20 protein-coding genes, 1 tRNA gene and 1 other RNA gene are annotated in these 22,947 nt (G+C 62.3%); 13 read left to right on the top strand and 9 right to left on the bottom strand.

Features of this window, described 5'->3' with window-relative positions; translation table 11 throughout:
* Window positions 1-4: 4 nt before the first annotated feature.
* The 3 genes from HMPREF3176_RS05160 to aceE are packed head-to-tail and all read right to left on the bottom strand — an operon-like array spanning window position 5 to window position 4,125.
* Window positions 5-946: an ACP S-malonyltransferase gene (locus HMPREF3176_RS05160; RefSeq protein WP_016664497.1), complete on the bottom strand. Its 942-nt coding sequence runs from the start codon at window positions 944-946 to the stop codon at window positions 5-7.
* Window positions 947-958: 12 nt separating this feature from the next.
* Window positions 959-1,351: a GntR family transcriptional regulator gene (locus tag HMPREF3176_RS05155; RefSeq protein WP_016664498.1), complete on the bottom strand. Its 393-nt coding sequence runs from the start codon at window positions 1,349-1,351 to the stop codon at window positions 959-961.
* 5 nt (window positions 1,352-1,356) lie between these two features.
* Window positions 1,357-4,125 (bottom strand): pyruvate dehydrogenase (acetyl-transferring), homodimeric type, encoded by a 2,769-nt coding sequence (gene aceE, locus HMPREF3176_RS05150; RefSeq protein ID WP_141742359.1) that lies wholly within the window; start codon window positions 4,123-4,125, stop codon window positions 1,357-1,359.
* A 229-nt stretch (window positions 4,126-4,354) separates the two neighbouring features.
* Here aceE and HMPREF3176_RS05145 point away from each other — a divergent pair, with 229 nt between their 5' ends.
* The gene (locus HMPREF3176_RS05145) at window positions 4,355-4,765 is read left to right on the top strand and encodes a DUF3052 domain-containing protein (RefSeq protein WP_016664500.1); all 411 of its coding nucleotides are present in this window, start codon (window positions 4,355-4,357) and stop codon (window positions 4,763-4,765) included.
* A 79-nt stretch (window positions 4,766-4,844) separates the two neighbouring features.
* Window positions 4,845-4,918, top strand: a tRNA-Val gene (locus HMPREF3176_RS05140).
* A 632-nt stretch (window positions 4,919-5,550) separates the two neighbouring features.
* Here HMPREF3176_RS05140 and HMPREF3176_RS05135 read toward each other — a convergent pair.
* Window positions 5,551-6,630: a GNAT family N-acetyltransferase gene (locus tag HMPREF3176_RS05135; RefSeq protein ID WP_016664501.1), complete on the bottom strand. Its 1,080-nt coding sequence runs from the start codon at window positions 6,628-6,630 to the stop codon at window positions 5,551-5,553.
* 59 nt (window positions 6,631-6,689) lie between these two features.
* On the opposite strand from HMPREF3176_RS05135, the gene HMPREF3176_RS05130 reads away from it, so the two are divergent.
* The 5 genes from HMPREF3176_RS05130 to HMPREF3176_RS05110 all read left to right on the top strand — a co-directional run bounded on the left by HMPREF3176_RS05130 (window position 6,690) and on the right by HMPREF3176_RS05110 (window position 11,519).
* Entirely contained in the window at window positions 6,690-7,286 is a 597-nt protein-coding gene (locus tag HMPREF3176_RS05130; RefSeq protein ID WP_311201024.1) for a TetR/AcrR family transcriptional regulator, read from the top strand.
* Between the two features lie 574 nt (window positions 7,287-7,860).
* On the top strand, window positions 7,861-9,153 hold the full coding sequence (locus HMPREF3176_RS05125; RefSeq protein WP_070458684.1) for an aminotransferase class V-fold PLP-dependent enzyme: 1,293 nt from the start codon (window positions 7,861-7,863) through the stop codon (window positions 9,151-9,153).
* Window positions 9,150-9,614: a Fe-S cluster assembly sulfur transfer protein SufU gene (gene sufU, locus HMPREF3176_RS05120; RefSeq protein ID WP_016664504.1), complete on the top strand. Its 465-nt coding sequence runs from the start codon at window positions 9,150-9,152 to the stop codon at window positions 9,612-9,614. The genes HMPREF3176_RS05125 and sufU overlap by 4 nt, the downstream gene beginning before the upstream one ends.
* Before the next feature lie 34 nt (window positions 9,615-9,648).
* Window positions 9,649-10,476, top strand: a complete 828-nt coding sequence (locus HMPREF3176_RS05115; RefSeq protein WP_070458682.1) for a Nif3-like dinuclear metal center hexameric protein — start codon at window positions 9,649-9,651, stop codon at window positions 10,474-10,476.
* Entirely contained in the window at window positions 10,473-11,519 is a 1,047-nt protein-coding gene (locus tag HMPREF3176_RS05110) for a S66 family peptidase (RefSeq protein WP_070458681.1), read from the top strand. Before HMPREF3176_RS05115 ends, HMPREF3176_RS05110 begins: the two co-directional genes overlap by 4 nt.
* A 3-nt stretch (window positions 11,520-11,522) precedes the next feature.
* Here HMPREF3176_RS05110 and yaaA read toward each other — a convergent pair whose 3' ends face one another.
* Window positions 11,523-12,293, bottom strand: a complete 771-nt coding sequence (gene yaaA, locus HMPREF3176_RS05105) for a peroxide stress protein YaaA (protein ID WP_070458679.1) — start codon at window positions 12,291-12,293, stop codon at window positions 11,523-11,525.
* 49 nt (window positions 12,294-12,342) lie between these two features.
* Here yaaA and rnpB point away from each other — a divergent pair.
* Window positions 12,343-12,677, top strand: an RNA gene (rnpB, locus tag HMPREF3176_RS05100) — RNase P RNA component class A.
* Window positions 12,678-12,706: 29 nt separating this feature from the next.
* Here the strand turns inward: rnpB and ppgK are convergent.
* Both ppgK and map read right to left on the bottom strand, forming a co-directional pair.
* Window positions 12,707-13,558 carry a polyphosphate--glucose phosphotransferase gene (gene ppgK / locus HMPREF3176_RS05095; protein WP_070458677.1) on the bottom strand — a complete coding sequence of 284 codons (852 nt, stop codon included), beginning with the start codon at window positions 13,556-13,558 and terminating at the stop codon, window positions 12,707-12,709.
* Between the two features lie 41 nt (window positions 13,559-13,599).
* Window positions 13,600-14,505: a type I methionyl aminopeptidase gene (gene map, locus HMPREF3176_RS05090; RefSeq protein ID WP_070458675.1), complete on the bottom strand. Its 906-nt coding sequence runs from the start codon at window positions 14,503-14,505 to the stop codon at window positions 13,600-13,602.
* 52 nt (window positions 14,506-14,557) lie between these two features.
* Between map and HMPREF3176_RS05085 the strand changes: the two genes are divergently transcribed.
* The gene (locus HMPREF3176_RS05085; protein WP_070458860.1) at window positions 14,558-14,770 is read left to right on the top strand and encodes a hypothetical protein; all 213 of its coding nucleotides are present in this window, start codon (window positions 14,558-14,560) and stop codon (window positions 14,768-14,770) included.
* A gap of 13 nt (window positions 14,771-14,783) precedes the next feature.
* Here the strand turns inward: HMPREF3176_RS05085 and panB are convergent, their stop codons facing one another.
* Window positions 14,784-15,596, bottom strand: coding sequence for a 3-methyl-2-oxobutanoate hydroxymethyltransferase (panB, locus tag HMPREF3176_RS05080; RefSeq protein WP_070458673.1), 813 nt, complete (start codon window positions 15,594-15,596; stop codon window positions 14,784-14,786).
* Between the two features lie 102 nt (window positions 15,597-15,698).
* Here panB and HMPREF3176_RS05075 point away from each other — a divergent pair, with 102 nt between their 5' ends.
* Genes HMPREF3176_RS05075 through HMPREF3176_RS05065 form a run of 3 tightly spaced genes read left to right on the top strand, consistent with a single transcriptional unit; the run spans window position 15,699 to window position 20,922 of the window.
* Window positions 15,699-17,030, top strand: coding sequence for a glutamine synthetase family protein (locus HMPREF3176_RS05075; RefSeq protein WP_070458672.1), 1,332 nt, complete (start codon window positions 15,699-15,701; stop codon window positions 17,028-17,030).
* Between the two features lie 7 nt (window positions 17,031-17,037).
* Complete coding sequence (locus HMPREF3176_RS05070) at window positions 17,038-20,010, top strand: bifunctional [glutamine synthetase] adenylyltransferase/[glutamine synthetase]-adenylyl-L-tyrosine phosphorylase (RefSeq protein WP_070458670.1); 2,973 nt, start codon at window positions 17,038-17,040, stop codon at window positions 20,008-20,010.
* Window positions 20,011-20,022: 12 nt separating this feature from the next.
* Window positions 20,023-20,922 (top strand): hypothetical protein, encoded by a 900-nt coding sequence (locus tag HMPREF3176_RS05065; RefSeq protein WP_070458668.1) that lies wholly within the window; start codon window positions 20,023-20,025, stop codon window positions 20,920-20,922.
* Window positions 20,923-20,949: 27 nt separating this feature from the next.
* Here HMPREF3176_RS05065 and glnA read toward each other — a convergent pair whose 3' ends face one another.
* Window positions 20,950-22,374 carry a type I glutamate--ammonia ligase gene (glnA, locus tag HMPREF3176_RS05060; RefSeq protein WP_070458666.1) on the bottom strand — a complete coding sequence of 475 codons (1,425 nt, stop codon included), beginning with the start codon at window positions 22,372-22,374 and terminating at the stop codon, window positions 20,950-20,952.
* 114 nt (window positions 22,375-22,488) lie between these two features.
* Between glnA and HMPREF3176_RS10045 the strand changes: the two genes are divergently transcribed.
* Window positions 22,489-22,920, top strand: a complete 432-nt coding sequence (locus HMPREF3176_RS10045) for an RDD family protein (RefSeq protein ID WP_168161949.1) — start codon at window positions 22,489-22,491, stop codon at window positions 22,918-22,920.
* The last annotated feature ends 27 nt before the right edge of the window (window positions 22,921-22,947 follow it).

Raw genomic sequence — 22,947 nt, 5'->3', positions numbered from 1 at the left:
GAACCTATGCCTCCTTCGGGGTCTGGCCGGCATGCTCGCGCACGAAATCGCGCGCGGCATCGAGCTGATCGGGAGTATTGAGATCGAACCGAGCGATCGACTTTGCGTCCCGCTTGACGAGACCGGTGAGGGTGCCTGCAGGTGCAAGTTCGAGGATGCCGGTGACACCCTCGGCCTCAAACGTGCGCATGCACGCGAGCCAATCGACGGTATGGGCGACTTGCGTGACGAGCGACTCGAGGAACGCCTGACCGTCGTGGACGACGGCGCCATCGGCGTTCGAGACCACGGGAATCTGGGGGGTGCGCACCGAGTAGTCGCTTACTCGAGTGGCGAGCGCTTCTCGCGCGCTTTCCATGAAAGGGGAGTGGAACGCGCCGGCCACCTGCAGCGGGATTACGCGAGCCTTTGCCGGCGGATTTTCCTTGAGGCTCTCGAGCTGCGCGAGCGAGCCGGCTGCGACGACCTGAGCCGCTCCGTTGATGTTTGCGGGAACGGCACCGGCGGCTTCGATCTTCGCGAAAACGTCCTCGCGCAGACCGCCCACGACTGCCGCCATCCCGGTTTCTTCTGCCGCGGCGGCTTCTGCCATGGCCCGCGAACGATCACGGACGAACTCCATCGCGTCCGTCTCCGTGAGGGTCCCGCTCAGACCAGCCGCGGCAACCTCACCGACCGAGTGCCCCGCGTAAAAATCGGGGCGCGGCATGTCGAGCGCGCCGAAAAGTACGCTGTGCACGATCAGGCTCGAGGCAACGAGAAGCGGCTGGGCAATCGCCGTGTCACGTATCGTGTCGGCATCCGACACGGTCCCGTGCTTCACAATGTCGACGCCAGCGGCTTCGCCGAGGGAGCCCGCATATTCCGCGACGCTATCGATGTCCAGCCACGGGGCGAGAAACCCCGGTTTCTGAGCGCCCTGGCCGGGCGATGCAATGACGAGCACGCCACTGTCCTTTCACACTGTCGAACGAGAGGAGGCCGCTTCCGTGCGGAGCGCGGCCTCGAACATCGCGAGGGAGACGTCGGCCCCAACCCCCGATGAAACTGCCAGGCGCGCGGCATGCGCAAGAGCCTCTTGAAGCGAGCGTTCCACCTCGCCCCAGGGTTTTATGCGCGTGCCCCGGCGCCCATCGGTTTCCACAATACCTGCCGCCGCAAGTGACTTAATGGCCTTCGCCGCCGTGTTCGGTGCGACGTGGCAGACTTCCGCGAGTGCACGGACGGAGGGCAACTTCTCACCCGGGGCGAGAGTGCCCTCCGCCGCGGCATTCGCGATTGAATCATGGAGCTGCGCGGCGGCGTTCGGCGCGGACGCGTCGACTCGGAGCCACGGCAGTTCAGCGACCATGATGCTCAGGCGTCCCCGCCTGCGCCACCGGACGAACCGGCGTTGACGTTCAGCAGATCGTACTTGTCGATGGCCTGCTTGACGATCGACCGGTCAATCGTGCCCTGATCCGCGAGCGACTTGAGAGCGCGCACGACGAGCGACTCGCGGTCGATGTGCAGGTAGCGGCGGCCCGCAGCTCGCGTGTCTGAGAATCCCCAGCCTTCGGCGCCAAGAACGGCATAGTCGTTCGGCATCCAGGGGCGGATCATGTCGGGAACGAGGTAGTCGAAGTCCGTGGTCGCCACGAACGGGCCCTCGGCGTCCTTGAGCTTCTCGACCATCCACGGCGTCCTGGGTTCCTCTTCGGGGTGGAGGAAGTTGTGCTTGTCCGCGGCGAGTGCGTCGTTGCGCATCTCGCTCCACGAGGTCACCGACCATACAGCCGAGCGAACGCCCCAGTCCCTGTAGAGAAGATCGCGTGCTTCGCGAGTCCACGGGACTGCAACGCCCGAGGCCATGAGCTGGGCAACGGGGCCGTCGCCCTCTTGAACATCATCGACCTTGTACATGCCCTTGATGATGCCCTCGACATCGACATTCTCGGGCTCAACGGGCTGGTGGATCGGCTCGTTGTACACGGTCAGGTAGTAGAAGACTTCCTGGAGGCGCTCTTCGTTCTCCCCGTACATGCGCTGCAGGCCATCGCGCACGATGTGCCCGATCTCGTAGCCGTAGGCGGGGTCGTAAATAACCGCACCGGGGTTCGTGTACGCGAGCAGCGGGGAGTGGCCATCCATGTGCTGGAGACCTTCACCCGCGAGGGTCGTCTTGCCAGCCGTTGCGCCGATCACGAAGCCCTTGGCCATCTGGTCGCCGGCGGCGTAGAAGAAGTCGCCGGTGCGCTGGAAGCCAAACATCGAGTAGAAGATGTAGAACGGCACGAGAGGCACCTCGTGCGTCGAGTAGGCCGTACCCGCAGCAGTGAAGGCGCTCGTCGAGCTGATCTCGTTAATACCCATGTGCTTGATCTGACCCTGCGAGGATTCCTTGTACGCAAGGAGGAGATCGCGGTCCACCGAAAGGTAATTCTGGCCCTTCGGATTGTAGATCTTCGCGGTCGGGAACATCGCGTCGAGGCCGAACGTGCGGGCCTCATCGGGAATGATCGGAACCCAGTACTTGCCAGTTTCCTTGTCACGCATGAGGTCCTTGAGAAGGCGCACGAGTGCCATCGTCGTGGCGACCTCCTGCTTGCCGGAGCCGCGCTTCGCGACGGCCCAAGTCTTCTCGCCGGGAACCGTGAACGTCGCCTTCTTGTGGCGGTTATCGGGAACAACGCCGCCCAGTTCTGCACGGCGCTCACGCATGTACTGCATTTCCGGCGAGTCTTCGGCCGGCATGTAATACGGCTGGTTGTAGAGATCAGCCTCGAGCTGCCGATCGGTGAACGGAATGTGCAGCGTGTCGCGCAGCTGCTTGAGGTCATCGATCGTGAACTTCTTCATCTGGTGGGTCGCGTTACGGCCCGCGAAGTTTTTGCCGAGCACGTACCCCTTAATGGTGTGCACGAGGATGACGGTCGGCTTGCCGTTCTTCACTGTCGTGGCATGCTTGAACGCCGCGTAGATCTTCTTGGGATCGTGGCCGCCGCGCTTGAGACCCCACCAAATGTCGGCATCGCTCATGTCTTCGACGAGGGCCTTCGTGCGCGGGTCGCGGCCGAAGAAGTTATCGCGGATGAAGCCGCCCGATTCGGCGCGGAACGTTTGGAAGTCGCCGTCGGGGGTCGTGTTCATGAGGTCCACGAGGGCGCCGTCGGTGTCTGCGGCGAAGAGCTTGTCCCAGCCCTCGCCCCACACGACCTTCACGACATTCCAGCCCGCGCCGCGGAACTGGGCTTCGAGCTCCTGAATGATCTTGCCGTTGCCACGCACGGGGCCGTCGAGGCGCTGGAGGTTGCAGTTGACGACGAACGTGAGGTTGTCGAGCTGCTCGTTGGCGGCGATGTGGAGGGCGCCTCGCGACTCGACCTCGTCCATTTCGCCGTCGCCGAGGAATGCCCACACGTGCTGCTCGCTCGTGTCCTTCAGACCACGGTTGTGGAGGTAGCGGTTAATGGAGGCTTGCTCAATTGCGTTGACGGGGCCGATGCCCATCGAAACGGTGGGGAATTGCCAGAACTCCGGCATCGCGCGCGGGTGCGGGTAGCTGGGGATTCCGTGTGGGTTCGACTTTTCCTGGCGGAAACCGTCGAGATCCTTTTCATTCAGGCGCCCCATGAGGAAGGCTCGCGAGTAGATACCGGGGGAGGCGTGGCCCTGGAAGAACACCTGGTCGCCACCGCCGCGGTGTTCGCGACCGCGGAAGAAGTGGTTGAAGCCAACCTCGTAGACGGTGGAAATGGAGGCGTAGCTCGAGAGGTGGCCACCGACGCCGATTTCGGGACGCTGCGCGCGATGCACCTGCATTGCTGCGTTCCAGCGCACGGCCCGTCGGATCGACTTCTCGATGTCGAGATCGCCCGGGTACTCGGGCTCGTCCTTCGCGGCGATGGTGTTGACGTAGTCGGTGTTTTCCACGCTGGGAACGTCAACATTCTTTTCGCGTGCGCGCGTGAGGAGGTTGCCGACGATGTGGGAGGCACGCTCCGCGCCGCTGTTCGCTACGACCGCGTCGAGCGATTCGATCCACTCCCTCGTTTCTTCGGGATCCACGTCGTTCGCGTGGCTGGGAAGACCGATCCCTTGACGCCCGGTGATGTCGTTCGAGTTCACGCTGTTGTTCTCCCTCATGGTGTGAGTGAAAAGGGCTGTGCCTTAAGGCCCGCCATTGTGCCGTCCTAGCGTATAGCGTGCGCCCGAAAGAGAGGTGAGCGCGGGGCGGTTAAAGGTGCCGCGGGTCTCACACTTCGGGCGTGGCTTCACGTCGTGTTTTTGTGAGTGACACCGCCGGAGTCCTTAGGTACAGTTGGAGCGTCCCGAGATCCTCCATCTCATTTCCGACCTCCGAAGGAGTCGCCCCTTGTCACCGGTTGCAGCTTCGAGCGACAACCTTGCCGAAGTTTTTGAGTTCCACGAAGGCCAGCTCGTTCAGGAATTCGGGTATGACGACGATGTAGATCTCGACCTTCGCGATGCCATCGAGGACCTTATCGACGCCGACCTCGAAGATGAGTACTCCCGCGAGATCGTGGACGGTGTCATTATGTGGTGGCGCGATGGTGACGGTGATCTCACCGATGCGCTCGTCGATTGCCTGTCGAGCCTCGTCGCCGGAGGGCCCGTATGGCTGCTCACGCCGAAACCCGGCCGCCCGGGTCACGTGGATCCCGCGGATATCCAGGAAGCGGCGAACACCGCCGGCTTGCGCGGAATGAATGCGGTTTCGCTTGCGCCGGATTGGTCTGGCACGCGGTTGGCCTCGCGGTCGTAGTTTTCGCGGAAGAGTTTTCCGACGCCTTTCCGCTTCCCGTTTTGCCGAATCCAGCCGCTCGTGCGACGATAGTCCGCGCGGGTCTTTAGCTCAGTTGGTTAGAGCGCCACGTTTACACCGTGGATGTCGGGGGTTCGAGTCCCTCAAGACCCACGTAAGATGAGAAAATCGAAACTTGCCCCGCCTGATGGCGGGGCAGTTTTGTTTCTGCGGTGACGTGCACCGGGGCGTCGATGCTGGTGTGGGCAAGGACGGTGGGGTGGTCTGCTCGGGTGTGTAGGTGGCGTTTTCTTCGTCGTGGATGGTGATGCGGGTGAACAGGGCGCGGTTGAGGATGCGTCGTTCGGCTGGGTCGCACTTGTTGTAGAGGTTGTCGAGGAGTTTGGTGAGCCGGTCCAAGCCTGTTCGGGCCGCGGCGTAGGTGTCGGTGACGTTGCCATGCCGGTCTCCTTCCGCGAACCTGTCCACAGGGTCGAAGAACCAACCCGGTGCCCAGCAGTAGGCCAGTCATGACGAGGGGGTACATGTTGATGATCCACAGTGACTCACTTACGCTCGCCGACAACCCGTCCGTCAGAAGAGGCACGACCACGTAGAGAATCGAAGTGTCGACCGTTGCAAGCAGCAAACCGAGAGAGACGGCGGTGAGCACGAACCACCGTGTGCGCTGCGAGGCCGGCGCAGGGGGATCTTGAGTCATCTCAGCCTTGCAATATTCCGATACGTCGTCAGAGCGCGGTAGATTTGGGGACCGTATACAGGGAGCATGAAAGTCAGACTCCTGATCATTGGCGCATGTGCTCGGAGGCAAGTCGCGCGAAGATGAGGGTGTCGGTCCATTCGCCCTTGCTGAACCAGTCCTGGACGTGACGTGCTTCGAGCCGGAGCCCGACACAACGAGCCAGTGCTGCCGAGGCGCTGTTGCGGGCATCCATCTGCGCGGTGATGCGGTGGAGCCGGTAGTGGTCAAACCCGAGGGCGAGTACTGCTCGGACGGCTTCGCTGGCGAAACCTTGCCCACCGTGCGCTGGGTCGAGAACCCACCCGATCTCGCCTTGACGGTGCTCGTGATCGGTGAGCCACAACGCGACGTCTCCGATTGGGACGCCGTCATGCTCGATGACCAGCGCAAGCGCGCCACTCTCGCCATCGATGTCAGTCTTCGCTAGGCGTTCGGTGAGCTTGTCGTGGGTGACTTCCGCGGTCCATGGCTCGTCCAGCAGGTAGCGGGCAACGTCGGGTCGCGAGTACAGCTCGTGAAGCCATTCGGTATCGTCGGCGTTATGCGGACGGAGCCGAAGCCGCTCCGTCGCCAACGGCCACTGGGCGGTGGGCTTGAGATCGCGCCGGTAATGGAAAAGTTCCTCGCGCTGTCCTGCGGGCGTGGTTCCGACGGCTCGCTCGACCTCATGGAACCCTGCGTTCGTCAAGCACCGCTGGGAGGCCTTGTTCTCCAGGAGCGTGCGTGCTGTCAAGGTTCGCAATCCACTGTTGCGTGCGAAGCGCGATGCCAACTCCAGGCCCCGACGAGCGTGCCCTGCTCCCCGCGCATCCGGATGAATCCAGAACCCGACCTCGGCAGCCTCGGAGCTGGCGTCGAAGAGCACCAAGGAGCCCACAAACCGGTCCGTCTCGGCGTCGGCAAGTGCGAGAACTGCCAGCGTGCCGGACGACAGACCCTCAGCAACCTCGTCACGGATCATCCGTCGCACGGACTCGGGGGTGTAGTCGGACTCGGGCAGGTGGCCGAAGCGCCGCACAGCTTCATCCTTGGTGCCGGCTGCATACGCGCCTGCGTCCAACTCAAAGAGGGGGCGTAGGCGAGTGTTCTCAAAGGTGATCGGGAGGGTGGTGGCATCCAGCATGCGCTAAACCTAACATAGAATGGATAGCTAACGGAAGCGTGTTTGGTTAGGCTGGTGGGGTGAGCTACTGGGAACATCGCAAACCTGTGCGACGCCTCCGCGCAGTAGACCTCGGGGAGGTTGCGAGGGCATCGGTGAGGCTGCTGGACGAAGGCGGGTTGAGGGCCCTCACCCTGCGTTCTGTGGCACAACAGGTGGGTGTTGCTCCAGCCAGCCTGTACTCCCGCGTCGAATCCGTCGACGACCTGTTCGACCTCGCCCTCGACACAGCGCTTGCAGACGATCCCGTGATGTCCGAGTCGATCCGCAACGCCGACCTGTCTGCCCTGATGCACGCCTTCTTCGCGCACCTCACGACCCACCGGTGGGCCGGTCAGGTCATCGGTATGCGCGCTCCCAGGGGCCCGGCGTACCTGGCCCTTTCCGAGCGGATGTGCGTCCTGCTCGAACAAGCGGGTACCCCGGATCCGCTGGGAACTGCCTACCGATTGTCCAACCTGGTGATTGGCGCCTCGCTGACCGCACCCATGGCGCCTGACGAGAAGCGCGTCGCCATTGACCCTGACCAAGCTCCTACCTATGCGCGGCTGCACGCGACGCACCACGTCAGCCCACGCGAGATTCTCTCCGACGGCCTCACGGCACTCCTGTCGTGAGGGGGCCTTTTGATTCGGGGCCGCCCTGCGTCGCTAATGGCCACGGACTGGTCTCCGTGAGAGTGCGCCCCCTTCGCAGTGCGCCGATAGTCGGACGGGCTGATCCCGACATCGTTCGCGATCGCGCGGAGCGCCTCGCTATCGTGATACCGCCGTTCCAGAGAGTCGGCTGCCTCGCTACCGATGCTGCGGTGCGGACTTACCGGTTCTGGCTCACGTTGGGTAGGCCGCCCCGCGCGACTGCGGATCGTTCGGTGCAGTGATCTCATGGAACCCACCGGTGGGGCGAGTTTCTACAAGCTTTCTGCTAGGTCCACCATCGCCACCCTCACTCTTCGCGAAGAGTGAGGGTGTTGTGACGTTGTGTTCTGGTTGCTCAGTCGCGGTGAGCGCACGCCGTGTCGACAATGCGGGCGCAGCCCTTGTATCTTCGCTCCGGACGAAGGGCGGGGCCCGTGGCCCGAACGGCTCGTGTGAGGCTCTGACATATTCCCCACAGATTTGCGCTTTCGGTTTTGCAAAATTCCTATACTGGAGGTCGCACGCTCGAACGGTCGACAAGGAGCATTCATCCATGACACCTGAAGTGTCCGCGCAGCATCCCGGGCTCGACGTCGAGGCTATCCGCCGCGACTTCCCGATTCTCCATCAGAACCTCGCGGATGAAAAACCGCTGGTGTATCTGGACTCGGGGGCGACGAATCAGCGCCCCCAGAGCGTGATCGATGCCGAAGTAGCGTTTCTCACGGCGAGCAACGCGGCGGTTAAGCGCGGCGCCCACCAGCTCGCGGAGGCGGCAACGGATCGTTACGAGGGGGCGCGCGAATCCATCGCTAGTTTTATTGGTGCGACGGACCCTCGAGAACTCGTCTTCACTAAGAACGCGACCGAAGCACTCAACCTCGTGGCGTACGCCCTCGGTAATGCGGATTCTTCAACTCCGGAACACCTACGCGTGCACGAAGGCGATGAGATTCTCGTGACCGAGATGGAGCACCATTCGAACCTCGTGCCGTGGCAGGAACTTGCCCGCCGCACGGGTGCGACGCTTCGCTATATCCCCCTGACGGACGATTTCGAGTTCGACCTCACCGATATAGATTCGCTGCTGAATGAACGCACGAAGGTTTTCGCTTTCGCGCATCAGTCCAATGTGCTCGGCACGATCAATCCGGTTTCCACTCTCGTGGCGCGTGCCCGCGATGTCGGTGCCCTTACAGTGCTCGACGCATGCCAATCCACGCCTCACATGCCGATCGACGTGGCCGACCTCGGTGTCGATTTTCTCGCCTTTTCCGGGCACAAGATGCTGGGCCCCACGGGCATCGGCGCGCTGTGGGGGCGATATGAACTTCTCGCGGAGCTCCCGCCGTTCCTGCTCGGTGGTTCGATGATCGAGATCGTGCACATGGATCACACGACCTTCGCGGAGCCCCCTGCACGTTTCGAGGCTGGAACCCCGATGATTTCGCAAGCAGTGGGGCTCGAGGCAGCCGTCGGATATCTCCGGAACCTGGGCATGGCGAACGTTGCCGCCCACGAAGCTGTCCTTACCGAGCGCGCCCTCGAGAATCTCGCGAGGATTGACGACGTGCGGATCATCGGCAAGGGCCCGGGCGAAGGGCGCGCGGGCGCCGTCGCGTTCAGTGTTGAAGGCCGCCACCCCCACGACATTGGGCAAGTCCTCGACACGCTCGGCGTTGAAGTGCGCGTGGGGCATCATTGCGCGTGGCCGCTTCATCGTCGATATGGTGTTCACGGAACGACGCGCGCAAGCTTCAGCGTGTATAACACGCTCGACGAAGTTGACCGCCTCGCCTCTGCACTCGAGGAAGCCATCTCGTTTTTCAAAGGATTTGATCGATGAACCTCAATGCGATGTACTCCGAGCTCATTTTCGAGCACGACAAACGCCCCCAGAATTTTGGGCTTCGCGAGCCGTTCCAATCCGAAGTTCACCACGTCAACCCGACGTGTGGGGACGAGATCACGCTGCGCCTCCAGCTTGATGGCGACGCGGACAACCCGACGATCACGGATCTGTCCTATGACGCGACGGGGTGTGCCATGAGCCGCGCCTCCGCCTCCATCATGAGCGATCTGCTCATCGGCGAGAGCCTCCAGGATGCGCAGAAGACGTTTGACCACTTCGACGAGGTCATGCACTCTCGCGGCAAAAACGAAGGCGACGAAGACATCATTGGTGATGGGATCGCACTCGTGGGCGCAGCAAAGTTTCCCGGCCGCGTGAAGTGCGTACTCATGCCGTGGAAGGCCTATCAGGCGGCCCTCGCCGAAGCTCAAGCTGCGCGCGGATCGCAATCCTGACTCTCGTTCACTGACAACCGCCGAGGTGCAACCCATGACGACCATCGACCGCGTGACCGCGCTGCTCGAGAGCCTCTACCCGCTCCAATGGGCGGAAGAGTGGGACCGCGTGGGCCTCGTGCTCGGGGACCCCGCCTGGGAGGTTCAGCGGATACGCCTCGCGGTGGATCCGACGGTTGCCGAGGCTCGCGAGGCTGCGAAGCGTGAAGGAACGCTCCTCATCACGCACCACCCGTTGTTGCTACGAGGCGCGAACTTTCTGCCGGCAACGACGGGTAAGGGGGCGGTGGCGACCGAGATCCTCCGCTCACGCGGAGGGCTGTGGTGCGGTCACACCAATAGCGACCGTTCGCGAAACGGCACCGTTGGGGCATGGCTTGAGCTGCTGGGCCTTTCCGACGCCAGGGCGCTTGAGCCGGGTAGGCCCGCGGACGATGAGTCCTTCTTTGGCCTAGGAGCCGTGGGCGAGTGTGCCGAGCCGTCGACCGTCGGTGTCGTGGCCCGGCTTATCGCGAAGAGCGTGCCCGCCACTGCTCAAGGGGTCCTGTATACCGGCGAAGCGGATCGCGAGGTGCGCAGTATTGCGGTGTGCCCGGGCGCCGGGGACTCTTTTCTTGAGGCCGCAACGAACGCGGGGGTGGATCTTTACATCACGTCGGATCTGCGCCACCACCCCGCGCTCGAGCACCTCGAATCGCGTGCGGATCACTCTGGCGTGCCCGCGCTCATCGACCTTCCGCATTACGCGAGCGAATACCTCTATCTGCCGCATCTCGCCTCGCTTGTGAGCGAAGAATTCCCCGATCTTGAGGTCGAGGTTTCAGCTCTCTCAAGCGATCCCTTTACGGAGGCAGTGAGATGAAACGCCTTGTTAAGCCGACGCCGGTCCGCGAGGGCGACAAGGTCGCCGTACTCTCGCCCGCGTGGGCGGCTCCCGCGTACTTTCCCGCGATCCACGAGCAGGCGATGAGACGGTTCGAAGAGATCTTCGGGCTCGAGGTCGTCGAATACCCCACGACTCGTGCACTCGGTGCGAGTCCCGAGGAACGGGCGCGTGACGTGAACGCTGCCTTTGCCGATCCCGAAATCCGCGCGCTTATCTCCACCATCGGCGGGGACGATCAAATACGGATTCTTCGTCACCTCGACCCGACGCTTCCCCTCGCCGACCCAAAACCGTTCTTCGGCTACAGCGACAATACGAACATGTGTAACTGGCTTTATGCACAGGGCCTTTCGAGCTACTACGGCGGCTCGACCCAGGTGCACCTAGGCAGCGGCCCGACGGTTGATAGCGAACATGTCGCCTCCCTTCGCGCGGCGCTCACGGGCACGGGGGATATCACCTATACGCTTCCGGCCGATAGCCAAGACTACGGCTTTGATTGGAGCGAGGAGCGCGCCCTCACCGAGGCCTCTCCGCGCGAAGCCTCGGCACCGTACGAGTTCTACGGCGCGAAAACACGTGTACGCGGGCGAACGTGGGGAGGCTGCCTCGAGGTGCTCGACCAACTCGCGTGGGCGGACCGTCTGCCCGACCCGGCCGAACTCGAGGGCGCAATACTCGTGTGTGAAACATCGGAAATGCTCCCGAGCCCCGACCTCGTGGGCCGCTGGATCCGTGGAATGGGGGAGCGCGGCTACCTCGAAGCCGCCGCCGGGATGCTCGTCGCGCGGCCCGTCGTCGACGACCGGGACAATCCCGCCCCCGAGAATGTGCGCGCGGCTCGCCGTGCGGCGCAGCGTGACTACGTGCTCGCCGAACTTTCGCGATACGCGCCGGGTCTTCCCGTGTGTTTCGGCGTTCCTTTCGGACACACGCGCCCGCAGTACGTCATCCCTTACGGTGGGGAGGTCACCATCGATACGGGCCGGGAAGAGGTCGTAGGCCACTACGGGCAGTGAACGTCAGCGGCGCTCCCAATCGTCGATCACGGTGAGTGTCCGCCGAGTTTTGCCATCGGTGATCTCGAAATCCAGTGCATCGCCGAGGGCGGAGGTGAGCACGTCGAGGACGCCCTCAGCTGTTGTCGCAGCCTCTGGCGCCGCGCAAAGAGCACGCGCAACGAGGCCTCGGTAACGCTTAGCGTCGTGGCTGATCACCTGGCGCGTGCCCTCGCGCACCGCCACCGGGGACACCTCGAAAACCTGCGCGCCCTTAAGCGGCATCATCGAGCGATACGCACCAGAGCGGCAATCGATCACGATCTCGCCGCTACGCTCGATTGCTGCGCCAATGTCTTTGAGATGTCGCTTCCACCATGTCGAGACCTTTCCAAGTCCCAACACTTCGCTTCCCGCTGAAAGACGATAGGCGGGGATGAGGTCCTCGGTGCAGTCGACCACCCCAAAGAGTGCGGACTGGACGAGAAGCCGGCAGCCGTCGGACACGGAGACCGTGCCGAGGGCATCGTAGAGAACTCCCGAATACACCTCGAGTGGCGGTGCGACCGGTTCCCGCTCGAGGTGGGCCATGCGCTCGCGCAGCTCCGGTTGAGTAGTCGGGATTTTGAGTGCGCTCATCGCGGTGTCGCTCTCGGCAGTGAGCTTTGCCGCGCGCAGCATGTCCTCACGTGCTTCACGTAGTTCACCCCACGACATCGAGGCGAGATCGAGACTCGATGCTTCGAGGGCGGTAGGGCGAGTTTTCGTTTCCGACGGTGGTAAGAGAATTAACATCTCGCGCGTGCTCCTGTTGGTCGGGCGTGGAGTAAAGTTGAGGACTGGACCAGTCAGCTGGACAGTCGCGAGGTATTGCCTCGAGGAAAGTCCGGGCTCCCCCTGGCACGGTGGTGGGTAACACCCACCCGGAGTGATCCGCGGGCCAGTGCCACAGAAAGCAAACCGCCTGCTATGCAGGTAAGGGTGAAAGGGTGGTGTAAGAGACCACCGCGGCGCCAGCGATGGTGCCGGCACGGTAAACCCCACCGGGAGCAAGGTCATGCAGGAGGCGCCAAGGCTGCCAGGCCGAGTCTCCGGGTAGGCCGCTCGAGGTCGTCGGTAACGGCGATCCTAGATAGATGACTGTTGAAACAGAACCCGGCTTATAGGCTGGCTGGTCCGCGCCTTAGGGGCCCCCGATGCCCTTCGCCTCAGGCCTCTTCGACCGACTCAGCAGCGAGTTCCGCCGCCGATTCGTTCTTCTTGTCTTTTTTGGCCTTCTTCTCGCCCTTGTCTTTTTTCACTTCGAGCTTACGCTCGGCGTGAGCAAGTGCAGCCGCACCGATGATGCCTGCTTCGTTGCGGAGTTTCGCGGGCACGATCTCGGTTTTGAGATCGAGGAAGTGAAGGTACTTCTTCGCGTCTTTCGACACGCCACCGCCCACGATGAACAAATCGGGGGAGAAAAGGAACTCAACGTGGCCGTAGAACTTTTGCAGGCGCTCCTTGGCCCATTCCTCGTAGCTGATACCGGTCTTCTCGAAAACCGAGCTCGCGGCGAACTTCTCAAAGCTCTTTCCCTCGTACGTGAGGTGGCCGAGTTCCGAATTAGGAATGAGCTTGCCGTCCATAAACATTGCCGAGCCGATTCCGGTGCCGAGAGTCGTCATGATGACAAGGCCGGACTTGTCCTTGCCTGCGCCAAACTCCATTTCGGCGATGCCGGCGGCGTCAGCATCGTTGACAACGAAGACCGAGTGGCCCGTGACCTCAGAAAGGAGGGTATCGACATCGGTGCCGATCCACGAATCGTCGACATTTGCCGCTGACTTCGCGACCCCGTGCTGAATGATCGCGGGGAAGGTCACGCCCACGGGCATGTCCGCGGGAACATCAAAGGAGTCGATGAGCTCCTTGACCGTTTTCGCGACCGCATCGGGGGTTGCCGGTTGAGGCGTGGGGATGCGCACGCGCTTGTGGGCGAGTTCCCCCTTCTTCAGATTAACGGGCGCACCTTTGATGCCGCTGCCGCCGATATCGATTCCGAATGCTTCCTTGGCCATGGTGAAAGGTTTCTCCTTGCGGGGTGACAATGTCCTTTAGTCTACGCGGAAATCTCAGCGTCCGGGTCGGTCAGAATCTCGTAGCCGTCCTCGGTGATGAGGAAGGTGTGCTCGAACTGCGCCGTATAGCCCTTATCGCGTGTCGTGACCGTCCAGCCGTCGTCCCACTGATCCCACTCACGTGAGCCGAGCGTCACCATTGGCTCGACCGTGAAAATCATGTTGGGTTCGATGACATCGTCGTAATGAGGCGCGGAATCGTAGTGGGGGATGATCAGGCCGTTGTGGAAACCCTCGGCGACACCGTGCCCCGTGAACTCCCGGACCGATTCGTAGCCGAAGCGGCCCACGTACTTCTCGATCACGCGGCCCACGACATTGACCTCGCGGCCGATCTTCGCGGCTCGGATCCCGCGGAACATCGCTTCCTCAGTGCGTTCGATGAGATCCGCTGCTTCCGGAGCGATCTCGCCGACGGGGAATGTCGCGTTCGTATCGCCGTGCACGCCATCGAGGTACGCGGTGACATCGACGTTGAGAATGTCGCCCTCTTCCATGACGGTGGAGTCGGGGATGCCGTGACACACCACTTCGTTGAGGCTCGTGCAACACGACTTCGGGAAGCTCAAATATCCAAGCGTCGAGGGGTAGGCGCCGTGATCGAGGATGACCTCGTGGACGATGGCATCGATCTCATCGGTCGTGATACCCGGTTGTGCCGCCTTGCCCGCTTCTCTCAGCGCGATTGCGGCAATGGCGGAGGCGCGGCGCACGCGCTCGATGACCTCCGGGGTTTGCACGTAGGGGCCGCAATTATCGGATTTGGCCTCGTCTTTGAACGCGTATTCAGGTCGCGCGATCGACGGGGGAACCTGTCGAAGGGGGCCGATGGTACCCGGTTCAAGCACGGAACGGTTTTCGGGGCGAAGCCAGTGGTCTACAGTCATGGTTACCAGTCTGGCAGGTTCATCTGGATAACGACTAACGAAAGGCCGTGTGATGAGCGAGTTCTATTACAACACCAAGACCTCTGAGATCGAAGAAGGTATGCAGAGCCCGGCGATTGAGCTCATGGGCCCGTACCCGACCCGCGAAGCGGCTCAGCACGCGCTTGAAAGAGCGGCTGAACACAACGAACAGTGGGAGGAAGAAACCGAGGAGTGGAACGAGTACTACCGCGACGACGACGATCAGGACGACGAAGACCGGTAGTGCATCGACCTCACTATTGTTCGAAGGTGTGCTCGGGCGCGGGGAAGCTTTTCGCGCGCACAGCGTCGGCGTATTCTCGCGCCGCCCTTGACAGTTCGGAGCGCAGGTCGGCAAACGCCTTGACGAATCGGGGTTCGAAGCCGCTCAGCCCCGCCATGTCTTGCCACACGAGTACCTGACCATCGCATCCTGTCCCCGCGCCGATACCGATCGTTGGTACTTCGAGCGTTTCGCTCACGCGTGTAGCGAGAGGAGCCGGCACGAGTTCGAGGACGACGGCGAAGGCGCCAGCCTCTTCGAGAGCAACTGCGTCGGCGAGGAGAGCGTCGGCCCCCTCCCCGCGGCCCTGCACCTTGAACCCGCCGAGCTGATTGACCGACTGAGGCGTGAATCCCACGTGCCCGCACACGGGGATTCCCGCGTTGACGAGCGCCTCAACCTGGGGAAGGATTTCACGGCCGCCCTCGAGCTTGACCGCGTGTGCCCCCGCCTGCATGAGTTCGACACCGTGACGCACCGCGTCCTCAACACTCGCTTGGTAAGTCCCAAAAGCGAAGTCGGCAAGAACTAGGGGCCGCGTGCACGAGCGAGCAACGGCCCCCGTAAAGCGCACGATGTCCTCATGCTTGGTGTACACGGTCGAGTCGTACCCGAGCACGGTGTTCCCCGCCGAATCACCCACGAGAAGAACATCGATACCGGCCTCATCGAAGATGCGGGCGCTGAACGTGTCGTAGCTCGTGAGCATCGTGATCGCTCGGCCCTCCTTCTTGAAATCGCGGAGGGTGTGGGTGCGGACCTTGCGCGGTGTGGCGCTCTCGCTCACGGGAATTCCTTTCGTGCGTGTCCAATGCAGCGGGTGCGACCTCAGCGTAGTGGCTCGGCGGGGGACTTCTGGAGCGCAGTGGGCGTGGGGCACAATTGATGTATGGAACGCCACCAGGATTCAGTGCTCAGGCAGGTCGAGGAACAGGGGATTGATTACATCCGCCTATGGTTCAGCGATGTTGTGGGGCGGCTCAAGTCGATCGTGATTTCCCCGCACGATCTCGACAAAGCCTTTGACGAAGGGATCGGAATTGACGGGAGCGCGATCGAGGGCCTGACCCGCTCCTATGAATCCGACATGCTTTTGCGCCCGGATCCCTCGACCTTTCGGGTTATGGGGGCGCCGCGCGGCGGCGAAGCCGGCGTCATGATCTGTGATGTCTTCACGCCCGATTCCGAGCCGGCCGCTTCGGATCCCCGCCGGGTTCTTCGCGATGCCCTCGCGCGTGCCGAAGCCAAGGGCCTCGAATTTTTTACCCATCCCGAAGTGGAGTTTTACCTGTTCGAACGGGCATATGAACAGGGAGTTGGCCTTACCCCCGTCGATCAGGGCGGCTATTTTGACTACGTGCAGCGAGTCGACGGTAGTCGGTTTAGACGCGACGCTATGCGAGAGCTCGAGCGCATGAACATTCACGTCGAGTACTCCCACCACGAGGGCGGGCCGGGCCAAAACGAGATTGACCTTCGCTACGCGGACGCACTCACGACCGCAGACAACCTCCTCACGCTTCGCGCTGTCGTGAAAGGCATCGCGCTCAGCGAAGGAAAATTCGCGAGCTTCATGCCGAAGCCCATGATTGAACACCCGGGTAACGGCATGCACACTCACCTGTCTCTTTTTCAAAACGGCACGAACATTTTTCACGAACCGGGCGCCGAGTACGGGTTGTCGCGAACAGCGCGCCACTTCATCGCAGGCTTGCTTGTGCACGCGCGCGAGTACTCGATCCTCACGAACCAGTTCGTCAATTCCTACAAGCGTCTGTGGGGAGAACAAGAAGCCCCGAGCTACATCGTGTGGGGGCACAACAACCGCAGCGCCCTCGTGCGCGTTCCGTTCCATAAGCCTACGAAAGGCACGAGCTCGCGCGTCGAGTTCCGCGGTCTCGATTCTGCCGCCAATCCCTACCTCGCATTCGCGGCGCTTTTAGCAGCGGGCCTCAAGGGCATCGAGGAGGAATATCCGCTGCCAGAGGGGGCAGAAGACACCGTGTGGGAGCTGACTGAACGGGAAAGAAAAGCCATGGGCATCGAGCCGCTCCCGTCGGATCTTCTGCGCGCGATCGAAAGCTTCGAAACCTCCGAGCTCATGGCTGACGTCCTCGGCGAGCAGGTCTTTGAATACATCCTGCGTGATAAGCGCCGTGAGTGGGGGGGGTACCGCCGCCAGGTCACCGACTCAGAGCTGCGCACGACCTTCGATATTTAGACCACGCATGAGACTCGAGACCGGCGCGATTCAGGCGCTCCAGGCGGGCACAGACGAAGGCGAATTCAGCCACTTCGATCTGGCGCGCCTCGGTTTCGTCCGCACGGAAAGGAGCGCCGCTCTCCTCGCGAGCGATGCTCTCTCTCGGGTTCCTCCCGCGCTTGTGCGAGACATGGGCGCGTCGGCGGACCCGGACGAGGCGCTCCTTGCTCTGACGCGCCTTGCCGAATCTGCAGCGGAAGCCGGCGAAAGCGCGCAGTTTGACAGGGTCGTTGCGGATGAAGCACTGGGGCGCACGCTCGTGAGGATCCTCGGCAGTTCGGTCGCGCTCGGGGATGCGCTCGCACGTCACGTGGATGCAATCGAAGAAATCCTCGAGTGTCCGACGCTTGCCGGCCCCACGCGTGAGCGTTTTCGCGAGGTGATGCTCGCCGCCGTCGGCACACGCGCGGATGCTGCCGTGGCCGTGGCGGAAAAGGGGCCCGCGCCGCGTCATGCTTTCCGCCGCGCGTACTATTTTCTCCTCGCTCAAATCGCGGCTCTCGATGTGTGCGCAACCGATCCGTTTGCGCATCAGGAAGAGATCTCGACGCTCCTCAGCGACCTCGCCGACGCGGCCCTCGAGGGGGCGCTCGCCCTTGCTCGCGCGGCAACACCCGAGCACGACAAGGTGCGACTCGCGATCATTGCCATGGGTAAAACTGGCGCGCGCGAGTTGAACTACATCTCAGATGTTGACGTCATGTATGTCGCTGAAGCCGCTCGAGGCGGCGTGAGTCAAGAAGAGGTCACCACTATTGGCAGTGCCCTCGCGCGTGAAGTCGCGCGCGTATGCGCGGAACGCACAGCGGAGGGAAGCCTGTGGCAGATTGACGCCAACCTTAGGCCGGAGGGGCGAGACGGCGAGCTCGTGCGAACGCTCGAATCGTATGCCCAGTACTATCGAAAATGGGCTCATTCGTGGGAGTTCCAGGCGCTTTTGAAAGCCCGCGCATGCGCGGGAGACACCGAACTCGGTGCGGAGTTTGAGCGCCTCACCGCGCCGCTCGTGTGGCAGGCTTCGACGCGTGAGGGTTTTGTTGAGGACACTCGCGCGATGCGCGCCCGCGTGCTTGCCAGGGCTGATGCTGACCGGGATCTCAAGCTTGGGCGCGGGGGACTGCGCGATATTGAGTTCACCATCCAGCTGCTCCAAATGGTGCACGGGCGAACAGACGAGCGAATCCGTGAAGCTGGCACCCTGAGCGCACTGGACGCGCTCACGCGGGGTGGATACGTGGGCCGAGAGCACTCGGTCGAGCTCGCCGATGCCTACCGCTACTTGCGCGTATGCGAGCACAGGCTCCAGCTTTGGCGCCTTCGGCGCACACACATGCTGCCGTCAACCGAGCCCGACGAGCGGCGCCTCGCCCGCGGCATCGGCACGCGGGTGGAGAACCTTCGCGCCGATATCGATGCCGTGCGCAGGCGCGTGCGCCAGCTACACGAGGAGATCTACTACCGCCCGCTCCTCGTGACATCGGCGCGCCTGAGCGATGGCCAGATTGCGCTGAGTCCCAAAGAGCAGCGCGCTCGCCTCGAAGCGATCGGCTACCGAGATCCCAAGCGCGCACTTCACCACATCGATGCGCTCACCAAGGGGCTCAGCCGCGCATCCGCGATTCAAAAACAGCTGCTGCCCGCCTTCCTCGAATGGTTCGCGAACGGTGTCGATCCCGACCTCGGCCTGCTGTCCTTCCGGCGACTTTCGGATACCCTCCGCGAAACGCACTGGTTCCTTGGGATGTTGCGCGACTCCGGCGCAGCCGCCGAGCGTCTTACGCGCATCCTTTCGAGTTCTCGATACGTCGGCGAACAGCTCGTCCTGCATCCCTATGCCGTGCGCTGGCTCGCGAACGATGCTCAACTGACGCCCCTGAGCCGTGCACAGCTTGCGAGCGAGCTTGACGCGATCGCGGGGCGCGCGGACAGCGAAGACGACGTGATTGACGCCCTTCGTACCGTGCGCGCGCGAGAAATCGTCCGCATCAGCATCGCGCACCTGTGCGGTCTGCTCGACCTGCCGTCGCTAGGGGAGTCTCTGACGACCCTTGCCGAGGCAATCCTCACCTTCACGGTTGAATTCGTGCAACGGCATACAGAAGTCGAGCTCTGCGTCGTCGCGATGGGGTCGTTCGGCGCTCGTGAAATGGGTTTTTCCTCCGATGCAGACGTCCAGTTCGTGTGCACGAGAGGCACGGAAGAAGCGATCGCCGCCGCTTCGCGCGTGCAGAAAATACTCAACGCCCCCGCCTCGGGCATCAACATGCGCGTCAACGCCGACCTCCGCCCCGAAGGACGCTCCGGCCCGCTCGTGCGCACCCTCGCGAGTTTCGACGACTACTACGCCCATCACGCCGAACGGTGGGAAAGCCAAGCACTGCTGCGTGCCCGCGTCATCGCAGGCTCCGAAGACACGAAGGCAGCCGTGACCGCCGTCATGGACCGCGCGAGATACCGCGCGGGCGGTATGGACGAGCGCGATCGGCGCGATTTTGCACGGATGAAGGCCCGCATCGAAGGGGAAAGGCTCCCGCGAGGCGTGAAATCGACGCACCACCTCAAACTCGGTCGCGGCGCGACGACCGACGTCGAGTGGAGCGTCCAACGGCTTCTTCTTGAATACGCGGGGGACGACGTAAGCCTCCGAACCGTCGGAACCCTCGACGCGCTCGCCGCCCTCGAGACCGCCGGGCACCTGAGTAGCGCCGACGCAGAGGCGCTGCGTCGAGCATGGCTCCTCGCATGGGAGCTACGCCGCGCACTCTTTTTGTGGCGGGGGCGTGAAACCGACGCACTCCCTACCGACCTGGTCGACTTGCGCGCGCTCGCAGCGCTCGTGCACGAACCCGTGGACAACGCCAGGGCAATCGAGGAGAGATACCTCAAAGTCACGCGCCACTCGCGCCAGGTCGCCGAACGCCTGATCTTCGGCGAGTAGCCTGAAGAGGTTATGACCTCACCCGAATTGAGCGCCCAAACCGCACGCGGACGCATGTATCGCATGGAGCCCGGAGGAAAACTCATCCATCCCTCCATCACCACGGTCGCCGGGATGCGCGCAAAAGATCACCTCAACGGATGGTACGCGCGCATGGCCTCGAAGCGTGCCCTCGAGATGTTCTCGTACCTCGACCGCAACCCGTCGCGTGCCTTCGACGAGATTCGCCGCGTCAACCGCAACAGCTGGACCACCCAAAAGCGCATCGCAGAAGCCGCCCCCGACTATACGAAAACGACGGCAGACTTCGGCACCTACGTCCATGCCTTGTGCGAGGCGTGGGAGCGATCGGGCGAGCGCCCCACTGATGCCGACATGCGCGATCTTGCCACCGAGATGCGCAGCGGCGGTGACCTGTTGAGCATGGAGACGAACCTCGGCGAGCTCGTTCGGCGTGCCAACGTGCGCCTCGATGGCTTCGCCGGTTTCCTCGACGATTTCCAACCGGAGTTCATCGAGATCGAACAAACCGTGGTGAACCGCACGGTGGGTTATGCCGGTACAACGGACGCGATCGTCAAAATCGGCAACACCCTCCTCACCGGCGACATCAAAACCTCCAAAAAGGTGCGCGGAGACTACGCGCTGCAGGCAGTTGCGGTCATGAATGCCGAGAACCTTCTCGACAATGACGGAACCCTTCGCGACATGCCAGAGCTTACGGGCGCCTTCATCATCCACCTGCCCGAGTCCGGCGGGTACGGCGCCGTTCCGCTGCGCACGTCACAAGCCGAGTGGGAAACCTTTAAAGCCTTGCGAAAGGCGTGGGACTTCGCGCCAGATGATTGCGCGCTTAGCGAGGCACAGAGTCCAAAAGAACTCTTGCTCACGCTCTTGAACGCCAAGCTTTAGCACGAAGCCCCACGGCTCTTTATCCGCTTACAGGTCGTAGTAGAGCTCGAACTCGTAGGGGTGGGGGCGCAGCCTAAACGGCTCGACCTCAAACTCACGCTTGTACGCGATCCAGGTCTCGATGAGATCCTCCGGGAACACGTCCCCTTCGGTGAGGAAGTCGTGATCGCGTTCGAGCGCATCAAGCGCGTCCTCGAGCGAAGCGGGAAGAGTCTTGATCTCCGCGTGCTCCTCCGGCGGAAGCTCGTAAAGATCCTTATCAATCGGCTCGGGCGGCTCGATGCGGTTCCTGACGCCGTCGATCCCCGCCATGAGCTGAGCTGCAAACGCCAGGTAGGGGTTTGCCGAGGGGTCCGGAGCACGGAACTCAAGGCGCTTCGCCTTCGCCGAACTGCCCGTCACGGGAATACGAATGGCGGCGGAGCGATTGCGGGCCGAATACACCATGTTGACCGGAGCTTCGAAGCCCGGCACGAGGCGCTTGAAAGAATTGACGGTGGGGTTCGTGAACGCCGTGAGTGCGGGGGAGTGTTCGATCAAGCCACCGATGTACCAACGGGCGAGGTCCGAAAGACCGCCGTAGCCGCGCTCGTCGTAGAAGAGGGGCTCTCCGTTCTTCCACAGCGATTGGTGGCAGTGCATACCCGAACCGTTATCGCCAAAGATCGGTTTCGGCATGAACGTCGCCGAGCGGCCGTTCTCCCACGCAACATTCTTGATGACGTACTTGAACTTCATGACGTCGTCGGCAGCCTGAAGAAGCGTCGAGAATCGATAGTTGATCTCCTGCTGGCCGCCCGTGCCCACCTCGTGGTGGGCACGCTCGACCTCGAGTCCGACCTCGTCCAGGACGCGCACCATTTCGTCGCGTAAATCAGCCATCTGATCCACGGGAGCAACGGGGAAGTACCCGCCTTTCATCGCGGTCTTGTAGCCCTGATTACCGAATTCTTCCTCGCGACCCGTGTTCCAGGCAGCCTCGTTCGAGTCGATCTCGTAAAAAGCGCCTTTGGCTTCGGTCTGGTACCGAACGGAATCGAAAATGTAGAACTCAGCCTCGGCGGCAAAGAAGGCGGTATCGGCGATGCCGGTTGAGCGAAGGTATTCCTCTGCCTTCGCGGCGACCGTTCGCGGGTCACGGCTGTAAGGCTCATCGGTAAACGGGTCAACGATGGCGTAGTTGATGACCAGGGTCTTTTGGTCGCGGAATGGATCCACGTAGGCGGTGCTCAGATCGGGGATGAGCTTCATATCGGACTCGTGGATTGCCTGAAAGCCGCGAATCGACGAGCCATCGAACAACTGTCCCTCAGCGATCGCCTCTTCGTCGAACGTCTTTGCCGGAACATTGAAGTGCTGCATCACGCCTGGCAGGTCGCAAAAGCGGATGTCGATGAATTTGACGTCCTCTTCCTCGATAAACTTCACGGCTTCGCTGGGATTGCTGAACACGTATCCTCCGTCCGTGCTGGGCGCACGATTGCTATGAGTGTTTTGCGCGTCCTAGTTTACGGCCCCACATTGGACGGTTTGCGCACTGCGGGTGCACGAACGTACGGTTCAGGGATGAATAGCAGCCTCAATAGTGACGAGTCAGTCTCCAGCGCGAGTAAGCCTGACTCTTTCTCGGGTGCGGGTCTTGGCCTGCCAGACCAAGGGTCCGGCTCGCTCGCGCCCATCCCGCTCCGCTTTTTATCCACGTGCATCGATTGGGCTGCCGCGGCGGCGGTGTCGGCCGCTGTTTTTCACTACGACCCGCTCGCCACACTTCTGCTCTTTCTCGCGCAGGTCATTCTCATGCAAACGCTCTTCGGGGCGAGTATCGGGCAGTTTGTCACCTCGCTTCGAGTACTCCCCGTAACTGGGCGATCGCCCATGATCGCCCGTGCCATCGTGCGCAGCGCGGTCATGCTCAGCATCATCAGTGCTTTCGTTGTGAACGATAATCGGCAAACCCTTCACGATCTCGTTGCAGGTGTCGTTGTCGTGCGTGCATAGGCGCTCGTGTCCACATAAAAGTGGCCC

Origin of the sequence: Dermabacter sp. HMSC08H10, assembly GCF_001807585.1 — a bacterium.
Taxonomy (GTDB): domain Bacteria; phylum Actinomycetota; class Actinomycetes; order Actinomycetales; family Dermabacteraceae; genus Dermabacter; species Dermabacter hominis.
Note: the sequence above shows the minus strand (reverse complement) of the source record. Positions and strands in the feature narration are given on the sequence as shown.

Coding starts and splice junctions, on each gene's coding strand:
- HMPREF3176_RS05070 (WP_070458670.1), top strand. CDS start 17,038: ATGAGACTCGAGACCGGCGCGATTCAGGCGCTCCAGGCGGGCACAGAC.
- HMPREF3176_RS05115 (WP_070458682.1), top strand. CDS start 9,649: ATGACGACCATCGACCGCGTGACCGCGCTGCTCGAGAGCCTCTACCCG.
- HMPREF3176_RS05110 (WP_070458681.1), top strand. CDS start 10,473: ATGAAACGCCTTGTTAAGCCGACGCCGGTCCGCGAGGGCGACAAGGTC.
- HMPREF3176_RS05155 (WP_016664498.1), bottom strand. CDS start 1,351: ATGGTCGCTGAACTGCCGTGGCTCCGAGTCGACGCGTCCGCGCCGAAC.
- HMPREF3176_RS10045 (WP_168161949.1), top strand. CDS start 22,489: ATGAATAGCAGCCTCAATAGTGACGAGTCAGTCTCCAGCGCGAGTAAG.
- yaaA (WP_070458679.1), bottom strand. CDS start 12,293: ATGTTAATTCTCTTACCACCGTCGGAAACGAAAACTCGCCCTACCGCC.
- map (WP_070458675.1), bottom strand. CDS start 14,505: ATGACTGTAGACCACTGGCTTCGCCCCGAAAACCGTTCCGTGCTTGAA.
- HMPREF3176_RS05065 (WP_070458668.1), top strand. CDS start 20,023: ATGACCTCACCCGAATTGAGCGCCCAAACCGCACGCGGACGCATGTAT.
- HMPREF3176_RS05135 (WP_016664501.1), bottom strand. CDS start 6,630: ATGCTGGATGCCACCACCCTCCCGATCACCTTTGAGAACACTCGCCTA.
- ppgK (WP_070458677.1), bottom strand. CDS start 13,558: ATGGCCAAGGAAGCATTCGGAATCGATATCGGCGGCAGCGGCATCAAA.
- aceE (WP_141742359.1), bottom strand. CDS start 4,125: ATGAGGGAGAACAACAGCGTGAACTCGAACGACATCACCGGGCGTCAA.
- sufU (WP_016664504.1), top strand. CDS start 9,150: ATGAACCTCAATGCGATGTACTCCGAGCTCATTTTCGAGCACGACAAA.
- HMPREF3176_RS05125 (WP_070458684.1), top strand. CDS start 7,861: ATGACACCTGAAGTGTCCGCGCAGCATCCCGGGCTCGACGTCGAGGCT.
- HMPREF3176_RS05085 (WP_070458860.1), top strand. CDS start 14,558: ATGAGCGAGTTCTATTACAACACCAAGACCTCTGAGATCGAAGAAGGT.
- HMPREF3176_RS05075 (WP_070458672.1), top strand. CDS start 15,699: ATGGAACGCCACCAGGATTCAGTGCTCAGGCAGGTCGAGGAACAGGGG.